General features: G+C 61.8%; 13 protein-coding genes, 1 pseudogene and 1 riboswitch. Of the genes and pseudogenes, 6 read left to right on the top strand and 8 right to left on the bottom strand.

Annotated features, from left to right (window positions below; all coding sequences use genetic code 11):
• Positions 1 to 91 precede the first annotated feature (91 nt).
• The 4 genes from pnuC to PAN08_RS14800 all read right to left on the bottom strand — a co-directional run bounded on the left by pnuC (position 92) and on the right by PAN08_RS14800 (position 5,491).
• Entirely contained in the window at positions 92 to 682 is a 591-nt protein-coding gene (gene pnuC / locus PAN08_RS14815; protein WP_269792266.1) for a nicotinamide riboside transporter PnuC, read from the bottom strand.
• Positions 679 to 2,850 carry a TonB-dependent siderophore receptor gene (locus PAN08_RS14810; RefSeq protein ID WP_269792265.1) on the bottom strand — a complete coding sequence of 724 codons (2,172 nt, stop codon included), beginning with the start codon at positions 2,848 to 2,850 and terminating at the stop codon, positions 679 to 681. Before PAN08_RS14810 ends, pnuC begins: the two co-directional genes overlap by 4 nt.
• 70 nt (positions 2,851 to 2,920) lie before the next feature.
• Positions 2,921 to 3,016, bottom strand: a riboswitch (TPP riboswitch).
• Positions 3,017 to 3,059: 43 nt separating this feature from the next.
• Positions 3,060 to 4,196 (bottom strand): phosphotransferase, encoded by a 1,137-nt coding sequence (locus PAN08_RS14805; RefSeq protein WP_269792264.1) that lies wholly within the window; start codon positions 4,194 to 4,196, stop codon positions 3,060 to 3,062.
• A gap of 263 nt (positions 4,197 to 4,459) precedes the next feature.
• Positions 4,460 to 5,491 (bottom strand): DUF3578 domain-containing protein, encoded by a 1,032-nt coding sequence (locus PAN08_RS14800; protein WP_269792342.1) that lies wholly within the window; start codon positions 5,489 to 5,491, stop codon positions 4,460 to 4,462.
• 362 nt (positions 5,492 to 5,853) lie between these two features.
• On the opposite strand from PAN08_RS14800, the gene PAN08_RS14795 reads away from it, so the two are divergent.
• From PAN08_RS14795 to PAN08_RS14780, 4 genes are all read left to right on the top strand, one after another.
• Positions 5,854 to 6,807 (top strand): hypothetical protein, encoded by a 954-nt coding sequence (locus PAN08_RS14795; protein ID WP_269792263.1) that lies wholly within the window; start codon positions 5,854 to 5,856, stop codon positions 6,805 to 6,807.
• 57 nt (positions 6,808 to 6,864) lie between these two features.
• Positions 6,865 to 7,959, top strand: a complete 1,095-nt coding sequence (locus tag PAN08_RS14790) for a crosslink repair DNA glycosylase YcaQ family protein (protein ID WP_269792262.1) — start codon at positions 6,865 to 6,867, stop codon at positions 7,957 to 7,959.
• A gap of 64 nt (positions 7,960 to 8,023) precedes the next feature.
• Positions 8,024 to 8,428: a hypothetical protein gene (locus tag PAN08_RS14785; RefSeq protein ID WP_269792261.1), complete on the top strand. Its 405-nt coding sequence runs from the start codon at positions 8,024 to 8,026 to the stop codon at positions 8,426 to 8,428.
• A gap of 173 nt (positions 8,429 to 8,601) precedes the next feature.
• Positions 8,602 to 10,830, top strand: coding sequence for an arylsulfatase (locus tag PAN08_RS14780; RefSeq protein ID WP_269792260.1), 2,229 nt, complete (start codon positions 8,602 to 8,604; stop codon positions 10,828 to 10,830).
• A gap of 76 nt (positions 10,831 to 10,906) precedes the next feature.
• On the opposite strand, the gene PAN08_RS14775 is transcribed toward PAN08_RS14780, so the two are convergent.
• On the bottom strand, positions 10,907 to 11,338 hold the full coding sequence (locus tag PAN08_RS14775) for a helix-turn-helix domain-containing protein (RefSeq protein WP_269792259.1): 432 nt from the start codon (positions 11,336 to 11,338) through the stop codon (positions 10,907 to 10,909).
• Positions 11,339 to 11,407: 69 nt separating this feature from the next.
• Between PAN08_RS14775 and PAN08_RS14770 the strand changes: the two genes are divergently transcribed.
• Positions 11,408 to 11,890 carry a DUF2938 domain-containing protein gene (locus tag PAN08_RS14770; protein WP_269792258.1) on the top strand — a complete coding sequence of 161 codons (483 nt, stop codon included), beginning with the start codon at positions 11,408 to 11,410 and terminating at the stop codon, positions 11,888 to 11,890.
• 409 nt (positions 11,891 to 12,299) lie between these two features.
• Here the strand turns inward: PAN08_RS14770 and PAN08_RS14765 are convergent, their stop codons facing one another.
• Together PAN08_RS14765 and PAN08_RS14760 are read right to left on the bottom strand one after the other, a co-directional pair.
• Positions 12,300 to 12,521 carry a hypothetical protein gene (locus PAN08_RS14765; RefSeq protein ID WP_269792257.1) on the bottom strand — a complete coding sequence of 74 codons (222 nt, stop codon included), beginning with the start codon at positions 12,519 to 12,521 and terminating at the stop codon, positions 12,300 to 12,302.
• 80 nt (positions 12,522 to 12,601) lie between these two features.
• Entirely contained in the window at positions 12,602 to 12,976 is a 375-nt protein-coding gene (locus PAN08_RS14760) for a BON domain-containing protein (protein WP_332840107.1), read from the bottom strand.
• A gap of 258 nt (positions 12,977 to 13,234) precedes the next feature.
• Between PAN08_RS14760 and PAN08_RS14755 the strand changes: the two are divergent.
• Positions 13,235 to 13,402, top strand: a pseudogene (locus PAN08_RS14755) (HupB); the annotation flags it as partial.
• A 107-nt stretch (positions 13,403 to 13,509) separates the two neighbouring features.
• On the opposite strand, the gene PAN08_RS14750 reads toward PAN08_RS14755, so the two are convergent.
• The gene (locus tag PAN08_RS14750; RefSeq protein WP_269792256.1) at positions 13,510 to 15,144 is read right to left on the bottom strand and encodes an alkaline phosphatase D family protein; all 1,635 of its coding nucleotides are present in this window, start codon (positions 15,142 to 15,144) and stop codon (positions 13,510 to 13,512) included.
• Positions 15,145 to 15,164 lie beyond the last annotated feature (20 nt).

Genomic DNA, 15,164 nt, shown 5'->3' with positions numbered 1-15,164 from the left:
CGCATCACGCCTTGGTTCGCGTGAAGCCTTGCCAGCCCCGATGCAGCGGTATGGAGACTGACAAGGCACACACATGACCATGGCGCTGGACTTAGGCGGCTGGTGAAACCTGACTCCGGCCCCGGCTTTCTTCGTTCTTCCACGCCCGCAACCCCATCGCCGCCAGCCCCACGAAGACGAGATACAACCCCGCTGTCGCATGCAGCGACTTCACGGCATACATGCCCACGTAAACCACATCGACCACGATCCACAGCCACCACGCGGCGCTATGCCGGCGTGCCTGCCACCACTGTGCGACCAGGCTGAGCGCAGCGAGCATGGCGTCGAGCCAGGGCAGGGCGGCATCGGTGTAGGTGTGCATGGCGGCGCCCAGTGCGATGCCGAAGGCGATGCCGATGCTCAGGTCTCGCGTCCACTGGCGTGATGCCAGTGGCGCGATGATGATCTGTCCTTCGGCCTGCGCTTGCTTGCGCCAGTTGAGCCAGCCGTACAGCAGGAACAAACCGAATGCGCCCTGCAGCAGTGTGTCCGAATACAGCTTGGCTTCGGCGAACACCAGCGCATACAGCCCCACCGAAATCAGCCCGACCGGCCAGGCCAGCATCCGCCGCTGCGCCATCAGCCAGACGCCGAGGATGCTGAAGCCAACGGCGGACCATTCGAGAATCGCGGGGTTCATAGCGCGACGGTCACCGACAGGCGCGCCTGACGCGGGGCGCCGGGGAACAGGTAATAGTCACCGGAGCTGCTGCCGGTATCGCGCCAGTAGAAGCGGTTGAAGACGTTGTCGACCGACAGGTTCCAGTTCACCGCGTGCTCGCGCAGCTGGTGCTGGAAGCGCAGGCCTACATCGGCAACGTTGTAGCTCGGCGCGCGCACGCGTCCATCGGCGGTGGCGACGTTCGACGACGCATAACGCCAGCCGCCGGTGATGCCAAGGCCGGGTGCGAATGGCAGCTGATAATCCGCGTGCAGCGTTGCGCGTGTGGTCGGTACGTTGATCAGCGGGTGACCTTCGTAGGCCGGCGTGCCAGTGTTGCGTGCACGCGCGCGCAACGCGCTGGCACTGGCGGTCAGCTGCAGGCGCTCGGTGATGCGGCCCTGCGCGCTCAGTTCCAGGCCGATGTGGTTCTGTTGGCCTTCCTGCACGAAGGTGTAGCCGTAATCACTGTCGTTGGGCTTGGCGTACTGGAACGGCTGGCTGATGCGGAACAGCGCAGCGCCCAGCGTCAGTGCGTCCGACGGTGTGTACTTGGCACCCATTTCCAGCTGACGTGAGCGCACGGCCGGCAGGAAGGTACCTTCATTGGTGGTCCAGAACGGCGCTTCCTGGCCGAGCGAGATGCCCTGCGCGTAGCTGGCGTAGAGATTGAGTTCGTCGGTCGCGCTCCAGATCAACGCGGTCTGCGGCAGGAAGCGTGACAGCCGGCTCGCGCGCTCGGGATTGCCGCGCTTGTCAAAGGTGCGTTCGTCCAGACGCACGAAGCGGCCACCGGCCAGCCACTGCCAATCATCGGCAAAACGGATGCGGTCCAGCACGAACAGCGACTTCTGCTCGCTGTCCAAGCGGCGCACCGAGGGGCCGGGTTGCAGCGGCGACGGCACGAATTGCGGCACGTCCTTGTCGTGGATGTTGGCGGTGCCGACGTATTCGTTGACGTTGCGGCGCTTGTCCACGGTGCGGTCGAAGTAGTCCGCGCCAAACGTGAGCTGATGTTCGACATTGCCGGTGTTGAAACGGCCGCGCAGTTCGGCGCGCAGCTGTTGGTTGCGACGCGTGTCGTCCGGGCTGCGGTAGTCGTAGATGTCGTAGTCGCCGTTGGGCGCGAAGTAATTGCCCGGCACGCTGCCATCGGCGCATTCGGCGGCGTAGTAGCAGCCATAGGCGAAGGCGACGTTGTCGTCGATGACCGAGCGGCTGTAGCTGGCCGACACGCGCGACTGCCACGTCGGGCTGAAATCGAAGGTGTGCAGCGCGCTGATGTTGGTGCTGTCGATGCCCACCGGCTGCTGCCAGGCCTGGTAGCCGAGCATGTGCTTGCGGTCCACGTTGCGCGGCAGGACGGTGGCACCGAGCAGCTGGTAGCCCGATGCCGAGCGCTGCGCGCTGGTCTGGTAGTTGGCATCCACTTCCAGCTTGCCGCGTTCGCCGATCAACCAATCGGTGGCCAGCGAATAGAAGTTGCGGCGGCCATCGGCGTGATCGATATACGAAGCGCTGTCGTCCCACGCGGCGTTGAAGCGCACGCCGATGCGCGGCGTCACCCAGTGGCCCACGTCCACAGTGGCGTAGCGCGTGCCTTCCGAATCGGTGGCGAAAGTGACGGTGCGGACTTCGGCCGGGCGCTTGCCCACGTAGTTGATGACGCCGCCCGGCGCGATGACGCCCGCCGCGAGGCCGGCTTCGCCCTTGAGGATTTCCACCTGCTGTACGTTCTCCAGCGCCAGGCGCTGCTCACCGGCAATGGTCAGGCCGTTGAAGCGGTAGCCGGTGGCGGTATCCAGCGCGAAGCCGCGGATGGCGATGTTCTGGTAATAGCCGACCGGCGCGTAGCTGTCGCCCAGTGAGGCATCGTTCTGCGCCAGCTCGGACAGCGTGCGGACGTGGCGGCTGTCGAGCAGGCTGCGGTCGAGCACGGTGATCGAGGCCGGGGTGTTTTTCCAGTCACCGGCGCCGAAGCTGTTGGATTGGGAGTCCTTCGTGCCAGGCTGTTTGGCCTGCACGCGCACGGCGGCCAGCTCGGTGGTGGAGCGGTCGGAAGCGTCGGTTTCAGGAGTGCTGGCGTGCAGCGGCAGCGCCGCGCTCAGCGCAGCAGTCAACAACGAGATTCGGTAGCAGCGGTTCATTCGGTTCGTCATCAGCCGGAGGGGGAGACGAAGCGAAGGCGCGCACGCGCAACCAACCCTGAAGGTGGTGTGCCTGCTGCTCAAAGCTCCCTACGCCGGTGCAAACCGGATCAGGTTCCAAGGGACTCTCTCAGCCTGCAACAACCAGGCACCCCCGCTTCAGGGGCGTATTGGACCACAAACGGTACGGGTTTGCCCCTCGCCGGTATTCAGGCGGCCGCGTGCAGCGCGGCAAGCAGTGCCTGGCCGTCGCGGTTTCGGAACCATTGCGCGTGGCCGAGCAGGAAGATGTGATACGCCACGTCAGCGTCGGCGGTTGAACCGGTAGCGCCCTGGAAGTACTCGACTTCCGACAGCGCGAAATCGAAATGCACCACCGGCAGCAGGTCGGCCAGCAGATGCACCTGCGTGGCTGACAAGGGCCGCACCTGTCGGTAGCCGTCGAGCAGAGCGAGTGCGGTATCCACATGCACGGCCTGCGCGCCGCGCTCCAGTTCCAGCCACGCCACGGCGTTGCGTTCGATAGCCGTGGCCAGATCAAACAGCGCGCTGGTGGGTGACGCCAAGCCAAAGTCGAGCACGCTTGCCACGACCGTGGCATCGCCCTCGCGACGCCAGAGCAGGTTGGAGACATGCCAATCGTTGTGCGCCCACAACTGTGGCTCATCCTGCAGTCGCTCGGCCAACCCCGCGTGCCAGGGCAGCACGGTGTGTTCGAGGTCGTGCTGCCAGGCTTTGTGCGACAGGTAGTCGGCCAGCGCCGGGCGTTCGACGAAATCGCGTTCCAGCATCGCGACGGGGTTGGCCGTGCGGAGCAGATCATCGCGCGTCACCAGCACGTGGGTGCTGCGTTGCGGGGCGACGTAGCTTGCCGACGCCTGATGCAGCGCGGCGAGCATTCTGCCGGCCTCCCGCGCCTGATCCAGCTTGGTCAGCGGCGTCCAGGAAGGCGCGTCGCGATACAGATCCACGCCTTCAGCGACGGCATGCACTTCGTAGGTCCAACCGTCGTGTTCAACCGCTGTCGCGCCGTCACGGTCCTTCAGTACATGAACCACCGGCACGCCCGCATCGGCAAGGTGCGCGATGAAGCGATGTTCCTCGGTCAAGCTCGCTGCATCGCGAACGCTGTGGTGATGACGCTTGATGAAAGCTCGCCACGCCGCGCTCTCGACAATCCCAGCCGCTGACATGGGACGAGGGCTATGCCACAGCACCGGGCCAGCACCTTCAAGTTGCGGGAAGCGCTCGCGCAGCCAAGCGACCTCGTGGTCGCTGATCGCCGGCCAGTCGGGTGATACCTCGTCGTTGTTGAGGCCTTGGACGCGGTGGTTGTTGGTGGTCATGGGGGTGATTGCGGCGTGCGGGGTGGTGCTGGAAGGCGAATAGGGTAGCGCGTGCCCTGCGCTGGCTATGCTGAAAGGGGAGTGTTTGTTAAAGAAGATTGGATGCGACGGAATGCCCTTGCCTCTTTATTAGTCGGCCTCCCCCGGTTCTGCATGATGGGACTATCGCCAGCCAGCCAGCCAGCCAGCCAGCCAGCCAGTAAGTAATCCCTTGAAATGCGTATCGATCTCAAAGGCGCCTATTCGGATTTGCTTTCGTCGAACTAGAAAATACTGTCGGTACGGTATCGATAGCTGATGGCCTCCAAGTGCTCTTTCTCTATTTTCCAGGGAATTCTTGCTTCGAGCTTGCCGTCTGTCGCTCGTGGCCCAGCTTCGCTTCTGGATAGTTGGATGCTATGCACGACAATCAATCCATTGTTCGGATGTTGGTGCAGATGATGGTTCACCTCGTTCTTGGTCAGCACAACGTCGCCAATTGCTCCTGTGGTTCCTTTGACCTCAATGTAGAGGACTTCTTCTAGGCGGGTGGCCTTGAAGTCATAGGGATGCTTGGCACTCGTGTCTTCCACTTTGTAGCCGAGTTGGCCCAAATACATAGCGGCAAGTCGCATGGCTTGTTGTTCCACCGCGCGGCGTTCCGGTTGCGTGAGTCCAAAGCCTTGAGTAGCACTACGCTCCCGGCTCTCGGTGGAATCTTCTACCTTGCTCAACGCGGCGATTACATCTAAAGAGGTTTCTCCGGTGCGCCTTTGAAGATCTTCATTTTCGTAAATGGAACTAAGCATCCTTGCCATCTCCCGTAAGTCAGAGCGAATGTGCTCTTCCGGCGGAATGGCATTGCGGGGATAGAAGTATGCCGTGGCCGATGTAAGTTCATAGGCTTTAGCTAGTTTCCCGTTTCCAAGCGAAATAGGGTGCTGAAGCCGAGGGTCGCTATGCATATGGGCTGCCAAGATCGCACGAGCCCATACCATCATGCGTCGCACATCCTGCAACGAGCGATTCTGAAGATTTCCTTCGTTGTTCTCGGTTGACGCGTGTGCGAGTGTCATATAGATCCCGCTGCCGTCCTCGCGGAACAACAGCACGACATACCAGCCTAGGGTGGCACTAGGAGAGCGTTTAGCAGAAGCAAAGCGGACCCAGGGAACCTTCGACTTTCTTCCTATGCCGTCTTTACCTTCGACAAGGAGGTCAGTGCTTTTGATGCTCAATGCTGACGTCAATGCGGTCGACTCGGAGCGCACAAATTCTGCTGCGCTCTCTCTCACTAATCGCCCTCTTCGAGTCATGGCATCCGTAGTTTCGGGGCTGTAGGCGAGCTGCAGCCGCAGGATCTCTTCTAGGGTTTCCCTGATTGTCAAGCAATGCCCCCCGTGTTCAAGCGAGGGCAAAGTTAACGCGAAATCTCAGATTAAGTCGAATTTCAATGGCAATTTGCCAGGGAAGGTCCACTTGGGGCAATTTTGATCTGGGGCGGATGCGGGAAGCCCGAGCAGAGAGTTTTGCGGTCCTTGGCGGCGTATACCTTGATTAGAACTAGCTATAAGCTTCTGTCCCAGGAGCATCTCCGAGCGCAGCGATTGCGTTTCTGGGGCGAGGATTTGAGGCCTTGATCCCCTAAATATCCATTTTCGAAACGGAAGTCGAACAGATGAAAATCCGTTTTTTGGTTGCAGCTTTGACGGGCTTTGCTTGTGCAGGTGCCTGGGCAGTAGCAGACGACAGCCCGCAAGAACCCACCGCCACCATCGAGCGCCCCGCGCGCATCCGCTTGTTCGGCCAGAACGGTGTCGGTTTGACCATGTACACCAATGCGCGCTGTGAGGATGAGTACGACGAGGAGATCGAGGCCTCCGGCGCGCTATCACACAACTTCAAGGCGCTGGTTGGAAAGAAGCGCCCGAATGAATCCATCGGTATTCCCGAGACCGAAAGCACGCGGAATCTGGATTCACGCGACAAGCTGTGGGCCAGCCCGTACTACGCCGAGTACCCGCTGGTGCCGGGGCAGCCTGTGTCGTTGCAGGCGAACATCGCCAGTGGCTCGGGGTGGAGTTGCAACCGAGGTCGCGGAATACATATCGCTTTCATCCCTGAGCCGGGAGTGGATTACGAGGGCGACATGATCCGTGATTTCGGCGGTGGCAGCTGCGGGATAGCAATCCGTCGCGTTGCTGAGGATGGCAGCGTGAGCGCGGTCCGAGCTGAGCCGGTTGCGGCCAAGTGCGCGGTGGATTCTGCCAAGGCGCCGGAGTTGATGGTGATGCTGCTGGAAGCAGACCGTCTGCAGTATCGGCTTGCGGAGGAGGGCGCTGGCGTCGACGAGCTGGATAACGATGACGACAGCATTGAGGATCTGCAGGAAATGTTGGCCGAGGCGCCGATCGCGCCGGGCATGCCGGTATGTATCGTCGCCACTGATGACACCCGCACCAGCGAGTTCGGTAAGAAGCTACCCGGTCTGCTTGAATCGCGCGGCGTGCAGGGACAGGTGATTCATGGCGATGCCAAGGCACTGGCGGCCGAATGGCATCTCACGGACCAACGACCGCTCACTTTTGCCCTCGCCGAGCACTACTGTCGCTCCGTCACCCGGCAGCATTGACCGGGGCTGGCGCCGGGGCGATGGGATGACGCCCCGGCTTGTGTGCATCATTGGCTTATGAACCTCACCCTCGACCACCTGCGCCGCTACGCCGTCGCCCGCTCGCTGTTCAAGCCGACCACCCTGATGCGGGCGATCGGCAAGTTGGGCTTTGTCCAGGCGGACCCCATCCGGGCGCCTGCGCGGGCGCAGGATCTGACCTTGCGTCACCGGGTTACTGGCTACCGTGCAGGCGAGTTGGAACAACGCTATCCGCGATTGGCATTGGAGGAAGACTTCTTCGTCAACTACGGCTTTCTGCCGCGCGAACACCATGCGCTGATGCACCCGCGCGAGGCGCGCGTGGTATGGACCCCGACGCGCTGGAAACAGGCGCATGCGGTACGCGAGTTCGTTGCCGAACGCGGCCCGGTACATCCCCGTGAAGTGGATGCGCACTTCGCCCATGGCAAGACCACCAATTGGTTTGGTGGCTCGTCCAATGCCAGTACGCAGTTGCTCGATGGCATGCATTACCGGGGCATGTTGCGCGTTGCCCGTCGCGATGGAGGAACGCGCGTCTATGCGTTGCGCGAGGCGGATACGACACCAGTGGACGAGGTGGTCGCTCACGAACGTCTGGATGCGTTGCTCGATATCGTCATACGCAAGTACGCACCGCTGCCAGCAGCCAGCTTGGGCCAGTTGTTGGGGTATCTGCGCAGCGGTGTACCGCAGTGGCAGGGTTTGCGAGCGGCAGCACTCAAACGTGCGCGTGAGCGCCTGGGCACTGCTCGCATTGATGGGGTGGAATGGTATTGGCCCGCCGATGAAAATCCGCGCGCGGTGCGCTGGAAACCCGACGATGCGGTACGGCTGCTGACGCCCTTTGATCCGGTGGTGTGGGACCGGCGCCGCTTCGAGCTGTTCTGGGGCTGGGCATATCGCTTTGAGGCTTACACGCCCGCACCCAAGCGCAAACTGGGCTATTACGCATTGCCGCTGCTGTGGCACGACCGGGTGATTGGCTGGGCCAACCTGAGTGTCGCCGGCGGTGAGCTGCAGTCGCAGTTCGGCTTTGTGGATGGCCGAGCGCCGCGTGATGCTGCGTTCCGAAGGGCTTGCGAGGCGGAGCTGGAGCGCATGCGTGCCTTTCTGGGGCTGTTGGAATGAGCCTATCCTGGGCATGGGTCGCGGATTTGGTAGCCCGCTCTTTCACCGATCAGGCAGGCAATCAATGAAGCAAACACAGCAAGCCATCAAAAGCACCGCACTACACATGGCCGTTGCCTTCATCGCCATGGGCGGTTGGGCAACCTTTGCCAATGTGGCTCATCCCATGCCGCAACCGTTGATTGCCGGACTGGTGCAGGGCACCTTGTCGGCGTTGATCACGCTGTTCCTCAAGCGAATGATCGAGGCGTTATCTGCACGGTTGCCGGGAAGTGTCGGTTGGTGGTTGCCACCGCTGGCGGCGTTGGCTGCATCGCTCACACTGCTGACCAGCATCCACTGGCTGGCGGGCACGCCGGAAATCGCCCGGACCATCATCGTGCCGCTGTCGGTCACCGGGGTTTATGGGACCCTCTACAACCTCACGCTGCGGCGAAGTGCGGCGGCCAACAATCAATCCGGCGCCTGATCCGAGCTGAAATCCCATCAAGCGGCGGTCGTCAGGCCCGCTTTGGCAGGAGCAATCGCTCAGAACCTGCCAACGCTACTGACAGAAGCGATGCCGGTTTACTTGATCCTGCGGGTGGGCCTGCGCATGGTGCGTGTCAGTCAGATGAATCGGTTGGTGGTGTGATGGGGGGAATGCGGGCAATAACGTTGCGCTACCGTGCGCGTCTGCTAGGCGTGCTGGCAATGTCGGTCATGGCGCCGGTGGCTGCAGGCGAGTGGCAAGTGGCACAGGCTGCCGAGGGCGCACCCAACATCATTGTGGTGCTGCTTGACGACGTCGGCTTCAGTGACCCGGCCGGTTATGGCGGCGTGGCGCAGATGCCAGCCTTCGACAATGTGGCGCAGGGCGGGTTGCGCTTCACCAACTTCAATACCACCGGCATGTGCTCGCCGACGCGGGCATCGCTGCTGTCCGGCCGCAACCATCATGCCGTCGGTTTTGGGCGCGTGGCGGACTGGGCCACGGGTACGCCCGGCTATGACGCAGTGTGGAAGCCGGATGCGGCGCCAATCGCGCGCGTGCTGGCACGCAGCGGCTACAGCACTGCTGCCATCGGCAAGTGGCACAACACGCCTGAGTGGGAAGTGTCGCCGGCTGGCCCGTTTGACCGTTGGCCGACCGGACTGGGTTTCGACTATTTCTACGGCATCATGAACCACGGTGGTGACAACCACTGGGAGCCGGCCAGCCTCTATCGCAACACCACGCCCGTCGAGCCGGTGCAGCGCCCGGGGCAGGCTTACCACCTCACCTCGGATTTCGTGGATGAGGCGATTGGCTGGGTGCGCACGCAGCGTTCAGTGGCACCGCAGAAGCCGTACTTCCTGTATCTGGCCACGGGTGCGGTGCATGCGCCCCATCATGTGCCGCAGGAATGGATTCAGAAGTACCGCGGCAAGTTCGACCAGGGCTGGGATGTCCTGCGTGAGCAGATCTTTGCCCGGCAAAAAACGCTGGGCATCGTACCGGCAGATGCGGTGCTGACCGACCGTCCGGCAGAGATTCCGGCATGGCAATCGCTTAGTACGGAGCAGCGGCAGGTATTCGCCCGGCAGATGGAAGTGTTCTCTGCGTATCTGGCCCATACCGACCATGAGGTTGGTCGCTTGCTGGAACAGGTCAAGGCCGACGACCCGGCCAGCAATACGCTGGTGTTCTATGTGGCCGGCGACAACGGTGCCAGCGGCATGGAAGGTATTCACGGTTATATGGATGCTGCCGCAGGCCACGCGCCGCAGCTGGCGCATCTGGATGAACTCGGTGGGCCGAAGCATTTCAATGACTATTCCTCCGCCTGGGCGTGGGTAGGTAGTACCCCGTTCCAGTGGATGAAGCAGGTTGCTTCGCATTTTGGTGGCCTGCGTGTGGCGATGGCGGTGTCCTGGCCGGGGAAGATCGGACAGCCCGGTGCGACGGTGCAGCAGTTTGCGCATGCCAATGACGTGGCGGCGACCATCCTGGAGGTTGCAGGTGCGCCCATGCCGAAAGTGCTCGATGGCGTGGTGCAGCGGCCGCTCGACGGCGTGAGCTTTTCGGCCAGCTTCAACGATGCTGCATTCGTTGCCCCGGCCCGCGTGCAGTACTTCGAGATGCTCGGGAACCGCGCACTTTACGAGGATGGCTGGATTGCCAGCGCTCGTCATATGACGCCTTGGGTGAAGCCCTATCGGGAAGGATTCGAGGCGGACCGCTGGGAGTTGTACAACCTCAACCAGGACTTCAGCCAGGCCAAGGATCTGGCCTCGGAATACCCGGAAAGGCTGGCGGCAATGAAGCGCCGTTTCGATGAGCAGGCGCGCGACAACCACGTTTATCCGTTGTCCAACTATGTGGAAGGGCGCGATTACGGCGCGCCCACTGTGGCTGGCTCGCGTCAGTTGTTCGAATTTGTGCCACCGCTGCAGCGCCTGCCCAGCAAGTCATTGCCACGCTTGGCACGTACCAGCTTCAGTGTGCAGACGGAGGTCGAGATTCCGGAGGGTGGCGGGCAGGGCATGTTGATGGCCTATGGCAGTCGCCTCGGTGGTTTTGCCTGGTATCTGCGCGAGGGGCATGTGGTGTTTGCCAACAACGTCAACGGGCGCGACAGGGCGCAGGTGGTGTCGTCCGATGCCGTGTCAACGGGGCCGGCTACGTTGCGTATGTCGTTCGCTCGCGATGCACAAGGCAACGCGGGCACGGTCACGCTGTACGTCAACGGAAAAACGGTGGCCCAACGCCGTGTTGAACGGCTGGGCTCGCCGGTGCTGGGGTCGCTGGGTATCGGACGTGCCTACACGTCGCCGGTAAGTGCGGACTATGCGTTGCCGTTCACCTTCAACGGAACGATCAAACAGCTGCGGGTCACGCTCGATCCGTGATCTGAAAGGCCTTTGGTCATGCTTGTTTAGTGGCGCCACGTGATGGCGCCGCAGATGACCCTGGCGAATTGCCCGGTTACCGAGGCGCTGGCATTTTCTGCGGCCGGTGCTTGCCGTGTTTGAGCAATGCGTTGTTCAACAAGCGCCGGAAAACAGGACATTGCAGGTGATCGGTCTGCTTGCAACGGGCGGCGTGACGCAAGCCATCGCGCAGCGCCTGCAGGCGCTGGATATGCCGATCCAGATCGTTGGCCTTGCGCAGTAATTGCGGGCGGTCCACCGCAAAGCGGCCCTGTTCATCGAACATGCCGGCGATTTCATCGAGCGAAAAACCCGTCGCGCGCCCGAGTGCGATCAATGCCAGCCGTTGCATGACGTCGGCATCGTAGACGCGGCGCAGGCCATTGCGACCCACCGGGCAGATAAGCCCGCGTTCTTCGTAGTAGCGCAGGGTGGAGGCGGGCAGGCCGGATTGGCGGCTGACCTGGCCGATATCGAGTTCCTGCATGCTTGACCTCAAGTGGACTTCAACTTGCAGACTGGATGAGAACAGGATTCCAGCGAGGTGGAAAGGCCAATGGCGATGTGGGAGTGGGTCTTGCACGTGGTGTTTGTCGGCGTCGTCGCCACAGGGGTGATGGATATCTGGTCGATGGTGCTGCGCCGTTTGGGCGTGCCGACGTTGGGCTACGCCCTGGTGGGCCGTTGGCTCGCACACGCGTTGCAAGGGCGCTGGTGGCACCGGCCAATTCAGGGAAGCACGGCGATAGCGCACGAACGGCTGTTCGGCTGGGTGGCGCATTACGCGCTCGGCGTTGTCTTCGCTTTCATGTTGTGTGGCGTTGCAGGCGTGCACTGGCTGCGGCAACCCACACTGGCTCCGGCATTGGTGTTCGGCGTGGCGAGCGTCATCGTGCCGTGGTGTGTGATGCAGCCGGCCATGGGTGCAGGGTTTGCCGCTGCACACACACCTCAGCCGTGGCGGGCGCGGTGGCAAAGCGTTGCAACGCATGCGGTGTTCGGCATGGGCTTGTTCATGGGGGCGTGGATCGCGGCATAAGGTGCATGTGCTGGGTCATGTTTGTGTTGAGCAGCACCACGAAAAAGCCACAAGGCGATAACTGCACTGCGCGCACGCTGTTCCTGCGGCGAATCAGCCGTGAAGTGGAGGCTGTACATGGGCAGTAAGCAGGGGCATCAGAACCCGCATCAGAATATGGACCAGAACCGTCCGGGGCGCCCGGGCGTTGACGATATGCAGAAGGCCAATCCCTCGCGCCAGGCATCGCGCACCGAACCCAGTCATCAGAAAGACGTACAGGATGGGAAGGCGTCGCAGAAGGACCGGATGAACCCCAAGCACTAGGTGTTTGTTCAGCAGCAAGGCCCCGAATGGGGCCTTGCTTGAGTCCGAGCGGTTGGCAGGGTGGCGGATTCAGCATCCGCGTCATCTGTTCCCTGCAACGTTGCTAATCCGACACGATCAACGACCAGACGCCAAAGCGTTCGCGGAACTGATACCGGTAACCGCTTTTATCGGTTTGCTCAGCGATGTTGCCATCGCCATCGACCAAGGTGCGGCGTGTTGCCTCGGCTGCAGCCTGCGAGTGGCTGTCCATCTGCGCGTCCAACGTGGTGACCGCAATGGTTTCGCGGCCCGGACCTTCGAGAAATAAGTGGAGCGTATCCATTGGGGTATGCCTTTTTTGGGGCTGGGTACGCATACCCCTGACACACGAGTGCCAGGGGTATGGGCGGCGAACAACGCCGATCAGTGGCCGTTGCTGCTATGGCCCACCGTAATGCCGGAGCTGTCCACGCGCTTCACGCCTTCAATGCCGCGCGCTACTGCCACTGCACGGTCTGCTTCGGCCTGGGTGCCAACATGGCCGCTCAATGACACAACGCCATTGACAGTTTCTACTTTCAACTCCATCCCAGGGACGTCTTTCGTGGCGAGTAGATCCGCTTTTACCTTGGTGGTGATCCAAGTGTCGCTACCCGGTTGCTCGGATTGATTGTGAGCCGATTTTTCGTAGCCGCTTTCCTGCGCACGTGAATCGCCTGTGCTCGCCAACGCCACTGGCGCGCAGGCCGGCAGCAATGCAGCAACGAAGAACAGATTCCGAATGTGTAGGTGCTTCATGGTTGATCCTCCATCGGCGGATGCTTGGGTTGTTTGCCAACCCGTCGCCACCGTAGGAAACCGGGTGTTAAGGCGACGCAGGCACGACGTTAGAAATTGGAAATGGATAGCCGTCCCATTCAAGTTGCGTAACGCAGCATGAAGCTGTGTCAGGAATGCACGAAGCGCAGCACGTGAATGAAGCAGAGGAGCTAAATTTCCACACGTCTGTTACGCGAGAACGCTTAGTGTTTTGCGTGTTCCCCCGGGAGAGTCGAGATGACACGCGGTGACAAGAGTGCTTATACGGACAAACAGAAACGGCAGGCCGAACACATCGCCCATAGCGAGCGTGACCAAGGGCGTTCCAAGAATGATGCGGCGCGCATCGCTTGGGCAACGGTCAACAAACGCGATGGCGGTGGCAAGAAGTCGGGATCTGGGCGAGCACACGCCAGGCATCATTGATGTGGTTGATGCAGTTGCCCCTTTCCCGCAGGCGGGAGAGGGGTTCAGGAGCCGCTGTGGTGGCATGTTGCAGCGAAGCAGGGGCGTCAAACTACAAACGCTTTCCGTTCACGCTCAACCTGCATGCGATGCGTCCCTGCAATGGCAAGCCCACGGGTTTTGATGTCCTGCATGAATACCCATTCGCCGGTAACACGGTGCGGGGTGATCTCGATCATCGCGTAGCCACGTTGGGCGGTATCGCACCAGCTGATTTCCTGGTTGGTTGCCATGAAGGCAGCGGCGACATTGCGTGGGTCCGTGGCCATGCTGCCTTCGATGCCGCCGGACGTGACGGCGTGGACCGCGAATTCCACACCGGCCGGTTGGCTATCTTCCGATAGCGAGTACGCCCAGGCGTTGTGGCTGTCCCCGGACAACATCACCAGGTTGGCGTCTGCCTGCTGCGCGGCATGCAATAGCCGCGAGCGCGCAGCGGGATAGCCATCCCAGCGGTCCATCCACATCGGTAGGCCCAGGCGTGCGGCACGCACGTTGTCCTTGAAGGCCTGGCGGGAGCGTTCACTTGCTTCCGGGCGCAGCCAGCCCACGGTTTCCTTCGGCATCACGGTACGGCCCAGGATGGTGCCCATGCCTACCAGTTGCCAGTGGCTGCTGCGCGCGTTGGTTTTCAGCGCGTGATACAGCCAATTCTCCTGCTCCAGCCCCAGCATCGTCGCCGAGCTGTCCCGCCACGGCCCATCACGGAAGGCCTCCAACGCCGCATCGGTGCCTGCGGCGAATGCACGCTTGATATCGGCCGTTTGGGTTCTGCCGATCAACCGCGACTCGGTGCGATACAGCGTGGCCAGGCTGCCGAGTGGATAGGCCTTCCACGGTTCGTCAGACACCGGCATCCATTCGCGGTAAGCCTGTACCGCTGCAGCCTTGCGGATGCTCCAGTCACCTTCCTTGTCGGGTTGATGGTTTTGTGCGCCGCCTTCCCAGCTGTCATTGGTGATCTCGTGGTCATCCCATAGCGCCACCATCGGTGCCATCTGGTGCAGTTTCTGCAGGTCGTTGTCTGCGCGGTAACAGGCCAGACGCATGCGGTAGTCGAGCAGCGACACCATCTCATGATCGTGTGCGGGCAAGACGTTGCGTTCGGCGATCCGGTCCTGTGGTTTGTACGAAGCGATGCCGTACTCGTAGATGTAGTCGCCGACGTGCAGCCATAGATCCATGTCCTCACGCTCGGCGGCGTGTGCGTAGGCATTGAACCAACCGATGGGCAGGTTGGCGCAGGAGAACAGGCCGAGTTTGAAGCTGGCCACATCGCCCACCGGCAACGTGCGCGTGCGTCCCACCGGCGAGAGGCTGCCATCAGGGGCGATGAAGCGGTACCAATAGCGAGTGCCCGGTTGCAGGCCGGTGATGGTGAGCTTGGCGGTCCAGTCGCGGTAGGTGCCGGTGCGGACCGTGGCGCCGCCGACGATACGGGTGAACCCGGAATCCAGCGCCATTTCTGCCTGCAAATGCACTTCGTCGGCAATGCCGGGGGGAACGTAGCGCGTCCACAACAGCATGGAATCAGCGCCGGGTTCGCCGCTGGCCACGTTGTGGGTGAAGCCTTTGGCATTGAGTACCTCGGCGGCAAGCAGTTTGCCGACGGGCAGCAGCAGGGCGCCCAGGCCGAGGCTTGCGCCGATGATCAGGCGACGGCGGTCGATGTTGGTGGTCATGGAGGTTTCCTGGCACACGT

The sequence above is a fragment of the Stenotrophomonas sp. Iso1 genome, assembly GCF_027497995.1.
GTDB lineage: Bacteria > Pseudomonadota > Gammaproteobacteria > Xanthomonadales > Xanthomonadaceae > Stenotrophomonas.
Note: the sequence above shows the minus strand (reverse complement) of the source record. Positions and strands in the feature narration are given on the sequence as shown.